Source organism: [Clostridium] citroniae WAL-17108 (genome assembly GCF_000233455.1).
Lineage (GTDB): Bacteria > Bacillota > Clostridia > Lachnospirales > Lachnospiraceae > Enterocloster > Enterocloster citroniae.
In genome coordinates this window covers 1851896-1867144 of record NZ_JH376420.1, presented here as the reverse complement: position 1 = coordinate 1867144, position 15249 = coordinate 1851896, and the positions used below count along the sequence as shown (strand labels likewise).

The 15249-nt window shown below is 50.6% G+C and carries 13 protein-coding genes; all 13 read left to right on the top strand.

What is annotated here, in order from left to right; all coding sequences use genetic code 11:
• Window positions 1–159: 159 nt before the first annotated feature.
• The 13 genes from HMPREF9469_RS08400 (at window position 160) to HMPREF9469_RS08340 (ending at window position 15208) form a co-directional block, all read left to right on the top strand.
• Entirely contained in the window at window positions 160–1515 is a 1356-nt protein-coding gene (locus HMPREF9469_RS08400) for an ABC transporter substrate-binding protein (protein ID WP_007860934.1), read from the top strand.
• 111 nt (window positions 1516–1626) lie between these two features.
• Window positions 1627–2499 (top strand): carbohydrate ABC transporter permease, encoded by an 873-nt coding sequence (locus HMPREF9469_RS08395; protein WP_040415200.1) that lies wholly within the window; start codon window positions 1627–1629, stop codon window positions 2497–2499.
• A 12-nt stretch (window positions 2500–2511) separates the two neighbouring features.
• The gene (locus HMPREF9469_RS08390; RefSeq protein WP_007860930.1) at window positions 2512–3339 is read left to right on the top strand and encodes a carbohydrate ABC transporter permease; all 828 of its coding nucleotides are present in this window, start codon (window positions 2512–2514) and stop codon (window positions 3337–3339) included.
• Window positions 3340–3412: 73 nt separating this feature from the next.
• A complete protein-coding gene (locus HMPREF9469_RS08385; RefSeq protein WP_007860929.1) occupies window positions 3413–4318 on the top strand; it encodes a nucleoside hydrolase in 906 nt (301 codons plus the stop codon).
• A gap of 49 nt (window positions 4319–4367) precedes the next feature.
• Window positions 4368–5768, top strand: a complete 1401-nt coding sequence (locus tag HMPREF9469_RS08380) for an L-fucose/L-arabinose isomerase family protein (RefSeq protein WP_007860928.1) — start codon at window positions 4368–4370, stop codon at window positions 5766–5768.
• Window positions 5769–5838: 70 nt separating this feature from the next.
• Window positions 5839–6672, top strand: coding sequence for a transketolase (locus HMPREF9469_RS08375; RefSeq protein ID WP_007860927.1), 834 nt, complete (start codon window positions 5839–5841; stop codon window positions 6670–6672).
• Window positions 6669–7613, top strand: coding sequence for a transketolase family protein (locus HMPREF9469_RS08370; protein WP_007860926.1), 945 nt, complete (start codon window positions 6669–6671; stop codon window positions 7611–7613). The genes HMPREF9469_RS08375 and HMPREF9469_RS08370 overlap by 4 nt, the downstream gene beginning before the upstream one ends.
• A 4-nt stretch (window positions 7614–7617) precedes the next feature.
• A complete protein-coding gene (locus HMPREF9469_RS08365; RefSeq protein WP_007860925.1) occupies window positions 7618–9117 on the top strand; it encodes an FGGY-family carbohydrate kinase in 1500 nt (499 codons plus the stop codon).
• Between the two features lie 404 nt (window positions 9118–9521).
• Entirely contained in the window at window positions 9522–10508 is a 987-nt protein-coding gene (locus HMPREF9469_RS08360; protein ID WP_007860924.1) for a LacI family DNA-binding transcriptional regulator, read from the top strand.
• Between the two features lie 72 nt (window positions 10509–10580).
• A complete protein-coding gene (locus tag HMPREF9469_RS08355) occupies window positions 10581–11975 on the top strand; it encodes an ABC transporter substrate-binding protein (RefSeq protein ID WP_007860923.1) in 1395 nt (464 codons plus the stop codon).
• Between the two features lie 78 nt (window positions 11976–12053).
• A complete protein-coding gene (locus tag HMPREF9469_RS08350) occupies window positions 12054–12932 on the top strand; it encodes a carbohydrate ABC transporter permease (protein ID WP_007860922.1) in 879 nt (292 codons plus the stop codon).
• A 2-nt stretch (window positions 12933–12934) separates the two neighbouring features.
• On the top strand, window positions 12935–13801 hold the full coding sequence (locus tag HMPREF9469_RS08345; protein ID WP_007860920.1) for a carbohydrate ABC transporter permease: 867 nt from the start codon (window positions 12935–12937) through the stop codon (window positions 13799–13801).
• Between the two features lie 45 nt (window positions 13802–13846).
• Window positions 13847–15208 (top strand): glycoside hydrolase family 32 protein, encoded by a 1362-nt coding sequence (locus HMPREF9469_RS08340; protein WP_007860918.1) that lies wholly within the window; start codon window positions 13847–13849, stop codon window positions 15206–15208.
• The last annotated feature ends 41 nt before the right edge of the window (window positions 15209–15249 follow it).

The following is a 15249-nucleotide window of genomic DNA, read 5'->3' as shown; positions in this document are numbered from 1 at the left end:
GATAAGTTCAATTAAAAAATTTAAAATTGAGAAAATATTGAAATAAAAGTCAAATTTAATTCAATTAAATTTAGTAAAAAATTTAACATTAATATGGAAAGTAAGGAATGTAAGACAGATAATGTTAAAATTTTAATAAAAACAAAGGAGAAGAGAAGCATGAAAAAAAGATTATTGAGTTTATTGGTCTGTGCGGGGATGGTAGGCAGTATGCTGACAGGATGCGGCGGCTCAGGAGGAGCGTCAGGGGGAACCCAGGGAGGGACCACCCAGGCGGCTTCCGCCCAGGCTGGAACGGAGGCAGGCACCAAAGGACAGGAAGCTTCGGGGGAAGCGGTGGAACTGACCTTCTGGTCCATGGCCCAGAGAAAAGATTTTGAGGACAAGATCATTGCCGCATTTACAGAGAAGAATCCGCAGATCAAGATCACACCCACCTACTATTCAACAGACGATATCAAGGCAAACCTGAAGGTGGCGGCATCTTCGGGCACCTTACCGGATATGTGGTACAACTGGGGCGGGAGCCTGGCAAGTTATTATCCGGCCAACGGGCTTACATATGACTTTACGGAATACGCAAAGGAACACAATTGGGATGACAAATATCTGGCTTCCTCACTGGAACTGTGTACACTGGAAGGACAGCTCAGCGGCATTCCCCAGAGCGTTGCCATGATGAACCTGTGGTACAGGCAGGACATTTTTAAACAGTTTAACCTGGAGGTTCCAAAGACCTTTGAGGAGCTGGAAACAGTGTGTGAGACACTGAAAGCGGGCGGGGTTATTCCCTTTGCTACCGGCGGACAGTACGGATGGCACGTAATGAGATATATCCAGGACCTTTTGGAATATTACGGCGGAGCCGAGGAGCATGACGGACTGAACAATATGACCACTGACTGGGGAACATCCGAGGCAGTGACAAAGGCATTTGCTAAGTTTAAGGAGTGGACGGACAAGGGATATTTCAATGAAGGCTTCCTGACCGAGGATCCCAATGACTGCAGGATGTACCTGTACAACGGCACCTGTGCCATGATCATTGACAGTCCCACCATGGCTTCCCAGATCCTGAACGCGGAGCAGGATACCAGCTTATACAGCTTTTTTGCTTTTCCAACCGAATCCAACGGGGACGGAAGCGGACGTATGGCAGCCTATGTGAAGATGACCCAGGTAAATAAAAATGTAACTGACGCGCAGCTGGATGCAATTGTAAAATTCTGGGATTTCTATTACAGCGCGGATGAGAATCCTGAATTCTCTAATATTGAGCAGCCCATCGCCCTAAAGGGGGCTCAGCTTCCTGAGTCACTGGCCATTGCGGACGGCGTTATGGAACTGATGGATGCCTGCGGTATCTATACACAGATGGATCAGGCCCTGCCTGCCCAGGTGGCGGACCAGATGTTTGCGGCACAGGATAATGTGGTGATCGGAAACATGAAACCGGAAGAAGTGGGGGCAAGTGTGCAGACTGCCATCCAGTCTTATCTTGCAGAGAATCAGTAAAAGAGAGGTCAGGAGCTGTGCCTTATGTGCACTGTAAGGCACAGCCTCACCTTCAGGGGCGTGTTTGAAGACCCATTCCCGTCCCGGCTATGCATCAGAAGGAGGTATTCCTTGAAACAGAAAAAAATAGATATAAAGGCTTACTTGTTTTTGCTACCGGCATTTGTTATTTTCAGTTCCGTGGTGATCGTACCCACTTTGTATTCCTTTTACCTGAGTTTTTTTTCCTGGAATGGGATTGGGGAAAAGAAATTTGTGGCATTTAAGAATTATGTAAATCTGTTTACACTGGATCCGGTATTTATCACAGCTTTAAAGAACAACTTTATCTGGATCCTTCTGACCGTTCTTTTCACCGTGACCATGTCCCTGCTGCTGGCAGTGGTGTTAAACCGCTCTTTTAAGGGAAGGGTGGTATACAGGGCCATTTTCTATGTGCCCTATATGCTCTCATGGGTTGTGGTAGGCGTTATCTGGAAATGGATGTATAACCCCAATATGGGATTTATCAATGAATTCCTGAAAGTCATTGGCCTGGGAAACCTGAAGGTGGCCTGGCTCTCAGAGCCTAAGATCGCTCTTTACTGTGTATATTTTGCTGCTCTCTGGCAGGGGATCGGCCAGCCCATGATCCTTTTCCTGTCCGGGCTCCAGACCATTCCCGGGGATGTGCTGGAAGCGGCAACCATTGACGGGGCCGGCAAGGTGAAAGCCTTTATCCATATTACGGTTCCCATGCTGAAAGAGACATTTGTTGTTGTTTTTGCAACATTGATTATAGCAGCCATGAAAGTGTACGATATCATCAAGGTAATGACAGGCGGCGGGCCGGGAAATGCCACGGAGACCCTGGCAACCTACATGTATTCCCAGACGTTTATGTACAACAACTTCGGCAAGGGCAGCGCCATTGCCAGCGCCATGTTCCTGATGATGATCTTTATCATTGTGCCATATGTGATCTACACTGCCAAGGAAGACTAAGGGGGAACGGGAATGAAGAAGAAAAGAAAGCAAATCATTTTTTATATTCTGCTTACATTGCTGGCCCTGCTCTGGATGGCTCCCGTGGTCACTGTGTTTATCACAGCCCTAAAGTCACAGGGGGATTTCTATTCCGGGAACAGCCTGTTTTCCCTGCCGGACCAGTTAAAGTGGTCCAATTTCACAGATGCTTGGACCAAGGGACGGCTGGGCACCTACATGAAGAACGGCCTTATCATCTGCCTGCTGAAGGTCCCTCTGGGCATTCTGGTGGAATCCCTGGCTGCATTTGCGATCACACGTCTGAACATTAAACACAAGACAGCCATCTTTGTATTTTTCCTTCTGGGCATGATGCTGCCTCATCAGATGGCCCTGATCCCATTAAACCGTGCATTTTCCAATTACAATCTGATCAACAACTATGCGGGCCTGTTTGTGGTGTACACGGGGTTTGGTATCGGGTACGGCATACTGGTGCTGAGAGGATTTATGAGGTCCATTCCAAAGGACCTGGACGAAGCCGCTTACATAGACGGATGCGGTAAGCTGCGTTTGTACTATAATATCATACTTCCCATTACAAAGCCTGCCATTGCAACCGTATTTATCGTGGATTTCCTGAATACATGGAACGAATTCCTGTTACAGAGTATTTTGATCACCAGCGATTCACTGAGGACAGTGCCCAATGGCCTGATGAGCTTTATTGGGGAGTATGGAACGGATTACGGCCTGCTGAACGCAGGTGTGCTGATTTCCATCGTACCTGTGCTGGTGGTATACCTGTCCTTCCAGAAATACTTTGTGGAAGGAATGGCCGGAGCGGTAAAACAATAGGAGCCGGAAGACGGAAGCCCGGCCAACAGGAGATGCAAAGCATTGAAAAAACAAACATGAAAAGGAGAATATTATGGTTTATAACAATTATCATTTCAGGATACCCGAGGGTAAGATGGTCAGGCTGATCGTGAATACAGATGCCAAGAATGAGGCGGATGACCAGTATGCCATTGTCCATGCGCTGCTCAGCCCCAAGTTTGACAACCGGGGGATCATTGCCGCCCATTTCGGCAATGAGAAAAGTCCCCACAGCATGGAGGACAGCTATGACGAGGTCCTGAAAATGCTGGATCTCATGGATTTTCCAAGGGATCTGGCATACAAAGGGGCGGACCGCCGGCTGCCGGATGAGAAGACGCCTGTGGAATCCCAGGGGGCAAGGCTGATCATTGAGGAAGCCATGAAGGAGTCGGACATGCCGCTGTACGTGATCTTTCTGGGACCCCTTACGGATATGGCGTCCGCTTATCTGATGGAGCCCAGGATCGCGGGGCGCCTTACCTGTATCTGGATCGGAGGAGGCAAATATCCGGAAGGCGGGTATGAATACAATCTGAACAATGATATTAGATCAGCCCGGGTGGTGATGAACTCAGACATGCCTGTATGGCAGATTCCCAGAAATGTATACAGCCAGGTGATCGTTTCACTGGCGGAGCTGGAGTACAAGGTCCGTCCCTGCGGGGAGCTGGGCAGGTATCTGTTTGACCAGCTGGAAGAGCATGGGCACACATCCTTTGCCAGGGCAACCGCAAGGACCGGGGAATACTGGTGCCTGGGAGACTCGCCGGCAGTGGGGGTACTGCTGTTTGCCCATATGTTTGATTATGACTGGGTCCAGGCGCCCCTGATCACGGATAATATGACCTATGCAAAGAACAGCCAGAACCGCCCCATCCGGGTGTACAACCGTGTGGATCACAGGTTTATTCTGGAAGATTTCTATGCAAAACTGGCGCTGTTTACAAATAAGTAACAGTTACAAATAATCCATTAAATAATCCATGACAATGAGGTGAGACAGGATGAATAGTATAAAAATCGGATTTGCACCCACCAGAAGAAGCATTTTCAGCGCGCCGGATGCGATCAAGTATGCAGGGCTTACCAGAAAACGCCTGGAGGAGCTGGGAGTAGAGTTCGTGGATATCACGGATATCAATGGGGAGGGACTGCTCTATGACGAGGGGGACCGGCTGGAAATAGAGGAAAAGTTTCGCAGGGAAGGGATTGACGGACTGTTTTTCCCGCACTGTAATTTCGGCACCGAGTATGTGGTGGCCAGAATGGCCCGGGATCTAAACGTTCCCGTCCTTCTCTGGGGGCCGAGGGATGAGCGGCCGGATGAAAACGGGATCCGCCTCAGGGACAGCCAGTGCGGCCTGTTTGCCACAGGAAAGGTGCTGCGCAGATTCCGGGTGCCCTTTACCTATATGACCAACTGCCGCCTGGAGGATGCCGAGTTTGAGCGGGGGATCAGGGATTTCCTGGCTGTCTGTAATGTGGTCAGGGTGTTCAGGAACACCAGGATCCTCCAGATCGCTCCCAGGCCCTTTGACTTCTGGTCCACCATGTGCAACGAGGGGGAACTTCTGGAAAAATTCAATATCCAGCTGGCGCCCATTCCCATGCCCGAGCTTACGGCTCAGGTGAAGCTGGCCAAAGAGGAGGGCGGAGAAGTAAAGCGCGTGATGGAATACTGCCGCCAGACCATGGATGTGAAGGTCAAGGAGGAGGAACTGGAAAATATAGCCGCCATGAAGGTGGCCATGAAACGCCTTGCGGTAAAATACGGCTGCAATGCAGTGGCCATCCAGTGCTGGAATGCCCTTCAGGGCGAGCTGGGCATCATGCCCTGCGCGGCCAATTCCCTGTTAAACGAGGAGGGGCTGCCGGTGGTGTGCGAGACGGACATACACGGCGCCATCACGGCGGTTATGGTGGAGGCGGCTGCCATGGACGGGACCAGAGGGTTCTTTGCCGACTGGACCGTGCGCCATCCGGACAATGAAAACGGGGAACTGCTTCAGCACTGTGGTCCCTGGCCCATTTCCGTGGCCCAGGAAAAGCCGGTGATCGGATATCCGCTGGCATTTGACCATCCGGGAGCAGTGGAGGCCCTGGCCAAATACGGGGATGTGACGCTGGCCAGATTTGACGGGGACAACGGCGAGTATTCCATGCTCATGGGAAATGCAAAGGGGATCGAAGGCCCCTACACAAAGGGCACCTACCTGTGGGTGGAGGTGGAAAACTTAAAACGTCTGGAGGATAAGCTGGTATGCGGTCCCTATATCCACCACTGTGTGGGAATCCATAAAAAGGTGGTCCCGGTGCTCTATGAGGCATGTAAGTATATCGGTGTGAAACCGGATCTGTATGACCCGATCGAGGAAGAGGTAAAGGCGTATATCCGAGGGGAATAAGGTTGGAACACAAAGCCCGTCCTGACGGAAAGCAATTTTCAAACACGCTCTAATACAGGAGGTATGATAGATGGATGATTTATCAGTAATGGCTTATGAAATGCGAAAGGATGTGCTGGATATGATCTGCCGGGCCGGGACCGGACATATCGGAGGCGATTTCAGCGTGATGGAGATCCTGACAGACCTGTATTTCAGGCAGATGAACATTTCGCCGGAGCTTATGGATGACCGGGACAGGGATCGTTTTGTCCTGAGCAAAGGGCATTCCGTGGAAAGCTATTATGCGGTTCTGGCCAGAAAAGGATTTTTTGACATAGAGGAGGTAAAAGCCAGGTTCTCGGCTTTTAATTCCCCGTACATAGGCCATCCAAACAATAAGCTTCCAGGCATTGAAATGAACTCCGGTTCCCTGGGCCACGGGCTTCCTGTCTGCGTGGGCATGGCCCTGGCAGGGAAAATGGATCAGAGGGACTACCGGGTGTACACGGTGATGGGGGACGGTGAACTGGCGGAAGGCTCCGTGTGGGAAGGCGTGATGGCGGCATCCCATTATAAACTGGATAACCTGTGCGCTGTAGTGGATCGAAACCGGCTCCAGATATCCGGCCCCACCGAGGAGATCATGCACCATGATGACCTGGGACAGCGGTTTTCCAGCTTTGGCTGGCATGTGGTGACAGCTGACGGGAATGATATCCCCTCCCTGGACTGGGCCTTTGGAGAAGCCAGGCAGCAGAAAGGACAGCCCACGGTTGTGATCGCCAACACCATCAAGGGATGCGGGGTGTCCTTTATGGAGAACCAGGCGGGCTGGCACCACCGGGTGCCTACGGATGAGGAGCATCAGGCAGCTGTGAGGGAACTGGATGAAAAGGTGAAAGGAGGCGGAATCTGTATATGAATAAGGTTGCAAACCGTCAAGTGATATGCCAGGTTCTCTGTGAGGAAGCAAAAAAAGACAGGGATATCGTGGTATTGTGCAGTGATTCAAGAGGTTCGGCTTCCCTGGCGCCTTTTGCAAAGGAATACCCCAACCAGTTTGTGGAGACAGGGATCGCGGAACAGGATCTGGTGGGGATCGCAGCAGGGCTGGCAAGGAGTGGGAAAAAGTCCTTTGCAGCGTCACCGGCCTGTTTTCTCTCCACCAGGAGCCTGGAGCAGGCAAAGGTGGACGTGGCATATTCCAATACCAATGTAAAGCTCATAGGCATCAGCGGAGGCATCAGTTATGGAGCGTTGGGGATGAGCCATCACTCTGCCCAGGATATTGCGGGAATGGCGTCCATCCCCAATATGAGGGTGTACCTGCCCAGCGACCGCCACCAGACAGCCTGCCTTGTGAAGGCGCTGCTAAAGGATGAGAAGCCTGCCTATATACGGGTGGGCAGGAATGCGGTGGAGGATGTGTATGAGGAGGGAAAGGTTTCCTTTGTGATGGACCGGGCTAATGTGCTGAACCGGCAGGAACAGGGGGCGGATGTACTGATCGTGGCCTGCGGTGAAATGGTGCGTCCTTCCCTGGATGCGGTTTCCTGTCTGGCAGAGGAGGGAATCCGGGCAGAGGTGATTGACATGTACTGTGTAAAACCCCTTGACACATCCACCCTTTTAAAAGAGGCAGGAAAAGCCCGGGCAGTGGTGACAGTGGAAGAACACTCGCCCTTTGGCGGCCTTGGCTCCATGGTAAGTCAGGCAGTGGCAGGCCATTGCCCTAAAAAGGTGATAAACCTGTCCCTGCCGGACAGTCCGGTGGTGTCCGGAACATCCAGGGAAGTTTTTGATTATTACGGACTGAATGCAGCGGGGATCACGGCTGCGGCAAAGGAAGCGCTTGAGAGGTAATGGAATGGAACATGAAACAAAGTATATGCTTTCCGTGGACCAGAGCACCCAGGGAACCAAGGCACTGATATTTGACCGGTCAGGGAAGATGATCCAAAGGCATGACATCCAGCACCGCCAGATCGTGGACGGGAACGGATGGGTGGAGCACGATCTGGAGGAAATCTGGGAAAATACAAAGGCGGCTGTGAAATGGGTGATGGAAGAGGCCGGGATTTTGCCGGGACAGATCGTTGGACTGGGGATCAGCAACCAGAGGGAGACGGTAGCTGCCTGGAACCGGAAAACGGGCAAGCCCATTTTCCACGGAATTGTATGGCAGTGCCCCCGGGGGGAACAGATCTGCGAAGGGGTCAAGGCACAGGGGTATTCCGCAATGATCAAAGACCGGACCGGATTGGAGCTGTCCCCTTATTTTTCAGCCAGCAAGCTGGCATGGATCTTTCAAAATGTACCGGAAGCAGGTCCTTTGGCGGAAAAGGGGGACCTGTGCTGCGGGACCATAGATTCCTGGCTGGTTTTCAAACTCACCCAGGGGGCTGAGTTTAAAACAGATTACTCAAACGCATCCAGGACCCAGCTTTTAAACCTTTGCTCCCTCACATGGGACAGGGAGATCTGCCGTATATTCGGCATCCCTGTGTCATGCCTGCCTAAAATCTGTGATTCAGACGCCATATTCGGAAAGACCCGCATGGAGGGGCTGTTTGATGAGGCGATCCCCATCAGCTGCGTCATGGGGGATTCTCACGGCGCCTTATTCGGCCAGGGATGCCTTGAGCCGGGAATGGCCAAAGCCACATACGGAACAGGTTCATCGGTTATGATGAATGTAGGTGATGCACCTGTGTTCAGCAATCAGGGTCTGGCTGCATCATTGGCCTGGTCCAGGGGAGGGAAGGTCCAGTACGTGCTGGAGGGCAATATCAATTACACAGGGGCTGTCATTACCTGGCTGCAGAAGCAGCTGGGGCTGATTGAACATGCCTCTGAAACGGAAGGTCTGGCCCTTAAGGCAAATCCCAGGGACAGGACGTATATTGTCCCTGCATTCACAGGACTGGGGGCTCCGTATTACAACAGCGATGCCACGGCCCTGATTACCGGGGTTACACGGATGACGGGAAAACCCGAGCTGGTAAAAGCCGCCCTGGACTGCATCGCCTACCAGATCCAGGATGTGCTGGTATTAATGGACCGGGAGTTTGGAAAAGGAACCGGCAGAGGCATTGCCGCCCTGAGAGTGGACGGCGGTCCTACGAGAAACCGGTATCTGATGCAGTTCCAGTCAGATGTTCTGGGAATACCGGTGGAGGTGCCTGGGGATGAGGAGCTTTCCGGCATTGGTGTGGCCTATATGGCCGGGATCCGGTTGGGCTTCTATGACATTACAGACCTGTTTGGGGATTCCGGAAGAGAGCGCTATGTTCCCCGGATGGACCAGGAGGTAAGGCGGGAAAAGATATTGGGGTGGAAGAAGGCCGTGGAGCGGACGGTGCTTTGACGGGGCTCAATGGTTAGTAAGAATGAATGGTTAGTGAGAATAAGTGGTGATTTAAACTGCACGATTTAGTGATGATCGTGCAGTTGTTTTTTGTATTGGATCCTATTTACACATAGCCGGAGAAACAACCGGAAAAATATCATATAAATTATTTTACACATATCTTGAAAAGTAAAATAATTGTGATATAATTATATGGAAAATATGTGGATAATCCGGTGAAACCACCTGCATTTCCCTGGTAGAGAGATAATTATCTCTAAATTTACGGATAAATCCATATAAAACACTTGACAATACGGATAAAATAAAATATAATTATCTTATAAATTTAAAATAATTATACGCAAATATAGAGATAATTATTTTAAATAACATCCCGTATTGTTCTATAAGGAGGAAAAATGAGCAATATTAAGGATGTAGCAAAGCTGGCCGGTGTGTCAGTGCCGACCGTTTACAAAGTATTTAGCAGTAATCAATATGCAAGTCCTACAGTAGAAGAAAAGGTGATGAAAGCAGCCAGGGAATTGGGATATGTCCACAAGGCGGCGCAGAAAGGAAATACGGAGAAAACCATAGCGGTCATCATTGATGATATTACCAATCCCTTTTACGGCGCCATGGTCAATGAGATCAGAAAGGGCCTGAACCGGTACGGACATCATCTGATCACCATATCCAATGCGGAAAGCTGGGAGCAGGAGGGGAAGGATATACAGGCGCTGATGGAATGTAAGGCGGACGCCCTGATCTTTGTTCCTGCCCTGGGAGAACCACAGCAGGCCGTGAACCGGCTGATCGCCCAGAACTATCCGCTGCTCCAGCTGTTTCGGCCCTTGTATCCGGATATTGATACCATACTCATCGATGATGAGCTGGGAGCATATCTGGCAGTGAAACATCTGCTCCAGAGCGGACACAGGAGGATCATGCTGATCACCCGTTCCAACCCCCTTTTGGTCAAACGCGAGGAGGGATATGCCAGGGCATATCAGGAATTGGGTATCCCCATGGATGAACAGTGTATCTGCCTTATGACTTATGTGGATAATATTAAGGAAATGCTGAAAACCAGGATACGGGAGATCGAACCCACGGCGATCCTGTCAGTGGGGGAGAGGCTCAGTGTGAGTACGGTCCAGGCCCTGCGTGAGATGAACCGCAAGGTTCCTGATGACGTAAGCCTCATTGTCTATGATGACCTGGCCTGGACCGCGGCATTTGACATCAGCGCCGTGTCCCACTCCTTTGAGGCCATTGGAAACCTTGCGTCCGAGCTGATCATGGAACGGCTCAAAGAGTCGGACACAGGGGAGCGCAAGCCCCCGGCAAGGCTGGTTCTGGATCCAAAGCTGGTGACACGCAATTCAGTAAAAATACTTCTATAATGATACTTTTAAAAATACTTCTATGAAGGTACTTCTGTAGGATACATGCAAAGAGGAAGGGAAGGATCAGACATGAAAAAAAGATGGGGGATATTACTGGGAATAACAGGTATGGCGATGGCAGCGCTGCTTACGGGCTGCAAAGGAACAGGGGAGGCCAAGGCTCCCGGGGGAGCCGGGGGAGAGACCTCTGTGGAAACTTCTGCGGCAGGACTGTCGGGGGATAAGACAGGAGATGCGGCAGCGGGCGCGGCAGGGGAAGGGCAGATCACATTTACATTTGCCGAGCATGTGGCAAACATTGAACAGCAGGCTCCCCAGGTTTACGGGGTGGTGCAGGAGTATATGAAGCTGCATCCCAATGTGACCATTGAACTGACCGGGGCCAGTGCGGATGACCTGACAAGAAACATCCAGATGGCTGCCCAGAGCAACACGCTGCCGGACCTGTTCTGGATCCGCCAGCCCGTGGCTGTGGAGATGGCAAAAGCCGGATATCTGGCAGACCTGTCCGAGGATATTTTAAATGACCGGGAACTGACGGACACGTTTCTTCCCCATGTCCTGGATTCCCTGAAGATTGACGGAAAGCTCTATGGGATACCATGTGAGCTGCAGTCCAATGGCTTTTGGGTCAACAAGGCCATTTTGGACCAATACGGCCTTGAGATGCCTGTTACCTATGAGGATTTCATCTCATGCTGCACTGTACTAAAAGAAAATGGCATCATTCCCGTGGCACAGGGAGGAAAGGACGTGTTTACTGCCTGGGCCTGGGAAAACGCCCATTGCAGATATGGTTTCTATGACCATATTGACGGAATTATCGCGGGCACGGACAAGTGGAGCAATCCGGATTATCTGAAATTTTACCAGAAGCTTTCCGATATGAGGGATGCGGGCGTGTTTTCTGAGAATGCTAAGAATACGGATTATGCCCTGTCCGTGGAACAGTTTTTGTCAGGGCAGGCAGCCATGCTCAATTCCGGTGTCTGGGACACCAAAAAATTTGATCAGAGCGATCTGGCAAAGGATATCTATTACTGGTGGGGACCAACCTTTGAGGATGGAGTGGGGGAACAGGAGGTTTCCATGAAAGCGCCTGCCCATCCATACGTGGTATCTGCGTGCCTTAAGGAGGAGGAACCTGAAAAGTACGCGGCTGTGATCGATTTCCTTAAATTCTATTATGGCAAACAGGGAACGGAGATCATTGCAAAGGATAACCAGAGTATTCCGGTTACACGTTATGAGGGGGAGATCGATGCAGAGACATACCCTGTTTTTGCAAGGGTGATCACAATGATGAATGATGACTGGGAGAGCCCGGCAGTGTGTCCGGATATGTATATCTCAGGCCAGATCATCAATCAGTACAGGGAAAGCATCTGCGGTGTGATTAATGGGATCTATACGCCTCGGGAGGCAGTGGATTATCTGGACGGGATACAGGCAACCATTCAGTAATACACGGCAATTGAGAAACAAGGGACAGGAACGGGCCGCCAGAACAATCTGGCGGCTCTGTTAAGAAAGGACAAGATTATGCGCTGGCTCAGCAAAAAGCAATCATTTGTGATTCTTCTGGCGCCGACCCTGATTCTGTTTACGCTGTTTGTGGTGGTTCCGGTTGGGATTGCATGTTACTACAGCTTTACGAATTTTACAGGGATCGGTTCTCCCACATTTGTAGGTCTTAGTAATTATATGACTCTTTTTAAGGATAAAGTGTTTTTCCTTGCACTTAAAAATACCGGAATCGTTCTTGGTGTGTCTGCTGTCACGGTCATACCGCTGTCATTTTTGCTGGCACTATTGCTGGACCGCGCCTTTCCCGGCACAAAACTGGCAAAAGCCCTGAACTTTTCACCCAATATCATTGCGCCGATCCTGGTGGGGCTGATCTGGGTCTTTATCCTGGACCCCGGCATGGGACTGGTCAATGCCCTGCTGCGCCAGCTTGGCATGGTTTCCTTACAGCCTGAATGGATCGGGGGCAGGACGCTCACCCCTTATTCCGTGGCATTTGTCTATCTGTGGAAGGTGCTTGGATATAATGCTACGATATTTATGGCGGCGTTTAAGATGATCCCCGGCGATATCTATGAAGCGGCCAGTATTGACGGGGCGGGAGGAGCGAAGAAGCTGTGGTATATTACCATCCCCATGATAAAGCCCACCCTGCTGATCGTGACCATCCTGCTGATCACAGGCGTGTTTAAGATATTTGAAATCGTAGTGCAGCTCACCGCAGGCGGACCGAACCATTTATCCGAGCTTCTTGTTACGTATATGTATTACATGACATTCCAGTCCACCAAATACGGCTATGGCATGAGCATTGCCATTGTGACCTTCCTGCTCACAGCGGTGTTTGCCGTTATCTATATTGGTGTGACCAGAGAAAGGATAGGGGAGGAATAGACATGGGACATTCCGATAAAAAAAGCCATTATACCACCGCGGCCCGCAGGATGGACCGGATACTTAACTGCATTGTAGTAGTCATAACCGTGATGATGATCATCCCGTTTTTGTGGATCATCCTTATGTCCTTTAAGACGGATTCCGAAATATTGACAACTCCTTTTTCTTTGCCGGAGCAGTTCAGTCTGGACAATTACAAACGGGCCCTGGACATCCTGCCCTTGGGCAGCATGTATCTGAATACAATGATCATTGCCTTTTTTTCGGAGGCGATCTGCCTGGCAGCCACGTTTATGAGTTCCTATGGGCTCACAAGATTAAAATACAGATCGTCAAAACTGCAGAACGGATTATATCTTTATATCATCAGCGGCCTGATGATACCCACCTATATCCTGCTGTTTCCAATTTACAGGATCAACGTGATCCTGAAGCTGACAGGGACTTACACGGCGCTGATTCTGCCGCTGGCCGCATCATCCATCTCCTTTAATACGCTGATGTTTGTGGGATTTTTAAAATCCTTTCCATCGGAACTGGAGGAGGCTGCTGTTATTGACGGATGCGGGCTGATCAGGCTTTGCTGGTCTGTGGTAATGCCCCTAATGAAGCCGATCATGGCCACTGTGGTGATCTTTAATGTCCTGTATGTATGGAATGAGTACCCTCTTTCAGTAACCCTGATCCAGAACCCTGCCATGAGGACTATATCCATGGTGGTGTCCATGTTCCGGGGAGCGTACAGCATTGATTACAGCGGTCTGGTGGCTGGCACGATCATCATACTGATCCCCCAGCTGATCTTTTATGGGATTTTCCAGAAGTATATTGTGGGCGGCCAGACAGCGGGAGCAGTGAAAGGTTAAATACAAACTATTATATCTGAAAATAAATTTTACGGAGGAGTCGCTATGCAGCACAGACCAAAATACCATTTTTTACCTGAAAAAAACTGGATGAATGATCCCAATGGGCCCATTTTCCATGATGGGGTACATCACCTGTTTTACCAATATAATCCCACGGACTGGCACTGGGGCAATCTTCACTGGGGCCATGCCACAAGCCGGGACCTGGTCCACTGGGATCATCAGCCCATCGCCTTATATCCAGCGGTGGACCGGGGGGAGACAAACTGTTATTCCGGGTCCAGCTATATCCACGATGGAAAGATCGAACTGATCTATACAAGCGTGGGAGCGGGAGACAGAAGACAGATCGATGGCTCCGAGCAATGGGTTGCAGTGACGGATGACGGCATTACCTGGAAACAGATTCCGGAGAATCCTGTACTTACCCTGAAGGATCACGGAGGAAAGAGGCTCACCCAGTGGAGGGATCCCTTTATATTTGAATACAAGGGAAAGACGTACCTGCTGATTGCGGGGATTTCCGATGGCAGGCGGGGGGCGGTCCATATTTATACAGGGGAAGACGCCCGCCACTGGACCTATCTGGGGGAATTTTTCAGCAACAGCACGCCGACCAAGATCATCGAATGCCCCAATGTGGCGGTGTTTGGGGACAAACTGCTGTTTTTATATTCTGTGTGGAATCAGAGGGAAGTCCGCTACCATATCGGGACCATGGACGACCAGTATTGTTTTGTATCTGAGTCAAGCGGAAGGATTGATTACGGGGAATTCTTTGCCTCACAGATCTCCTTTGACGGGCAGGGAAGGACATACCTGTGGGGTTGGCTCAGGGAATTTCCACGCAGCCTGATCTATACGGACGGAGAATGGGCCGGGGTGCAGGCAATCCCCAGAGTGATCTCCCTGAATGAAAAACAGGAACTGGTGATCCGGCGTCTTCCGGAGACTGACCGGCTGAGGCGTGAATCGGAATCCATTACCCTGAGGGAATTCACCGGACGGCACGTGTTTGGGATGGAAGGCAATACGGTTGAGGTCGTGGCCAGGGTAAAGACAGATGCCCCGTTTAGCATCAGGGTGCTTGCCACCGAAGACTTAAAAGAATATACGGACATTATCATTGATCCCAGGGAAGGGACCATGGAGGTGCCGCTGCGCAGCTCAAGCCTTTTGGAGGAGGTGGACCACAACCTGTTAAAGGGGAGGTTTTGCCGGTCTGAGGACGGGGTGGTGGAAGTGGACATCCTGTTGGATTGTTCTGTTTTGGAAGTGTTTATTAATGACAACGGCTGCATCTCCCCCCGGGTTTATCCTGCACTGGATGGAAAATGCATCTCCTTTGCATCGGATGGCGTGGTGCAGGAAGCGGAACTGACCGTGTACCGTATGGAACTGTAGATTATATTGGAACTGTATTTTGATATGGGGGCGCAGGGACC

Coding starts and splice junctions, on each gene's coding strand:
- HMPREF9469_RS08400 (WP_007860934.1), top strand. CDS start 160: ATGAAAAAAAGATTATTGAGTTTATTGGTCTGTGCGGGGATGGTAGGC.
- HMPREF9469_RS08390 (WP_007860930.1), top strand. CDS start 2,512: ATGAAGAAGAAAAGAAAGCAAATCATTTTTTATATTCTGCTTACATTG.
- HMPREF9469_RS08385 (WP_007860929.1), top strand. CDS start 3,413: ATGGTTTATAACAATTATCATTTCAGGATACCCGAGGGTAAGATGGTC.
- HMPREF9469_RS08380 (WP_007860928.1), top strand. CDS start 4,368: ATGAATAGTATAAAAATCGGATTTGCACCCACCAGAAGAAGCATTTTC.
- HMPREF9469_RS08375 (WP_007860927.1), top strand. CDS start 5,839: ATGGATGATTTATCAGTAATGGCTTATGAAATGCGAAAGGATGTGCTG.
- HMPREF9469_RS08370 (WP_007860926.1), top strand. CDS start 6,669: ATGAATAAGGTTGCAAACCGTCAAGTGATATGCCAGGTTCTCTGTGAG.
- HMPREF9469_RS08365 (WP_007860925.1), top strand. CDS start 7,618: ATGGAACATGAAACAAAGTATATGCTTTCCGTGGACCAGAGCACCCAG.
- HMPREF9469_RS08360 (WP_007860924.1), top strand. CDS start 9,522: ATGAGCAATATTAAGGATGTAGCAAAGCTGGCCGGTGTGTCAGTGCCG.
- HMPREF9469_RS08355 (WP_007860923.1), top strand. CDS start 10,581: ATGAAAAAAAGATGGGGGATATTACTGGGAATAACAGGTATGGCGATG.
- HMPREF9469_RS08350 (WP_007860922.1), top strand. CDS start 12,054: ATGCGCTGGCTCAGCAAAAAGCAATCATTTGTGATTCTTCTGGCGCCG.
- HMPREF9469_RS08345 (WP_007860920.1), top strand. CDS start 12,935: ATGGGACATTCCGATAAAAAAAGCCATTATACCACCGCGGCCCGCAGG.
- HMPREF9469_RS08340 (WP_007860918.1), top strand. CDS start 13,847: ATGCAGCACAGACCAAAATACCATTTTTTACCTGAAAAAAACTGGATG.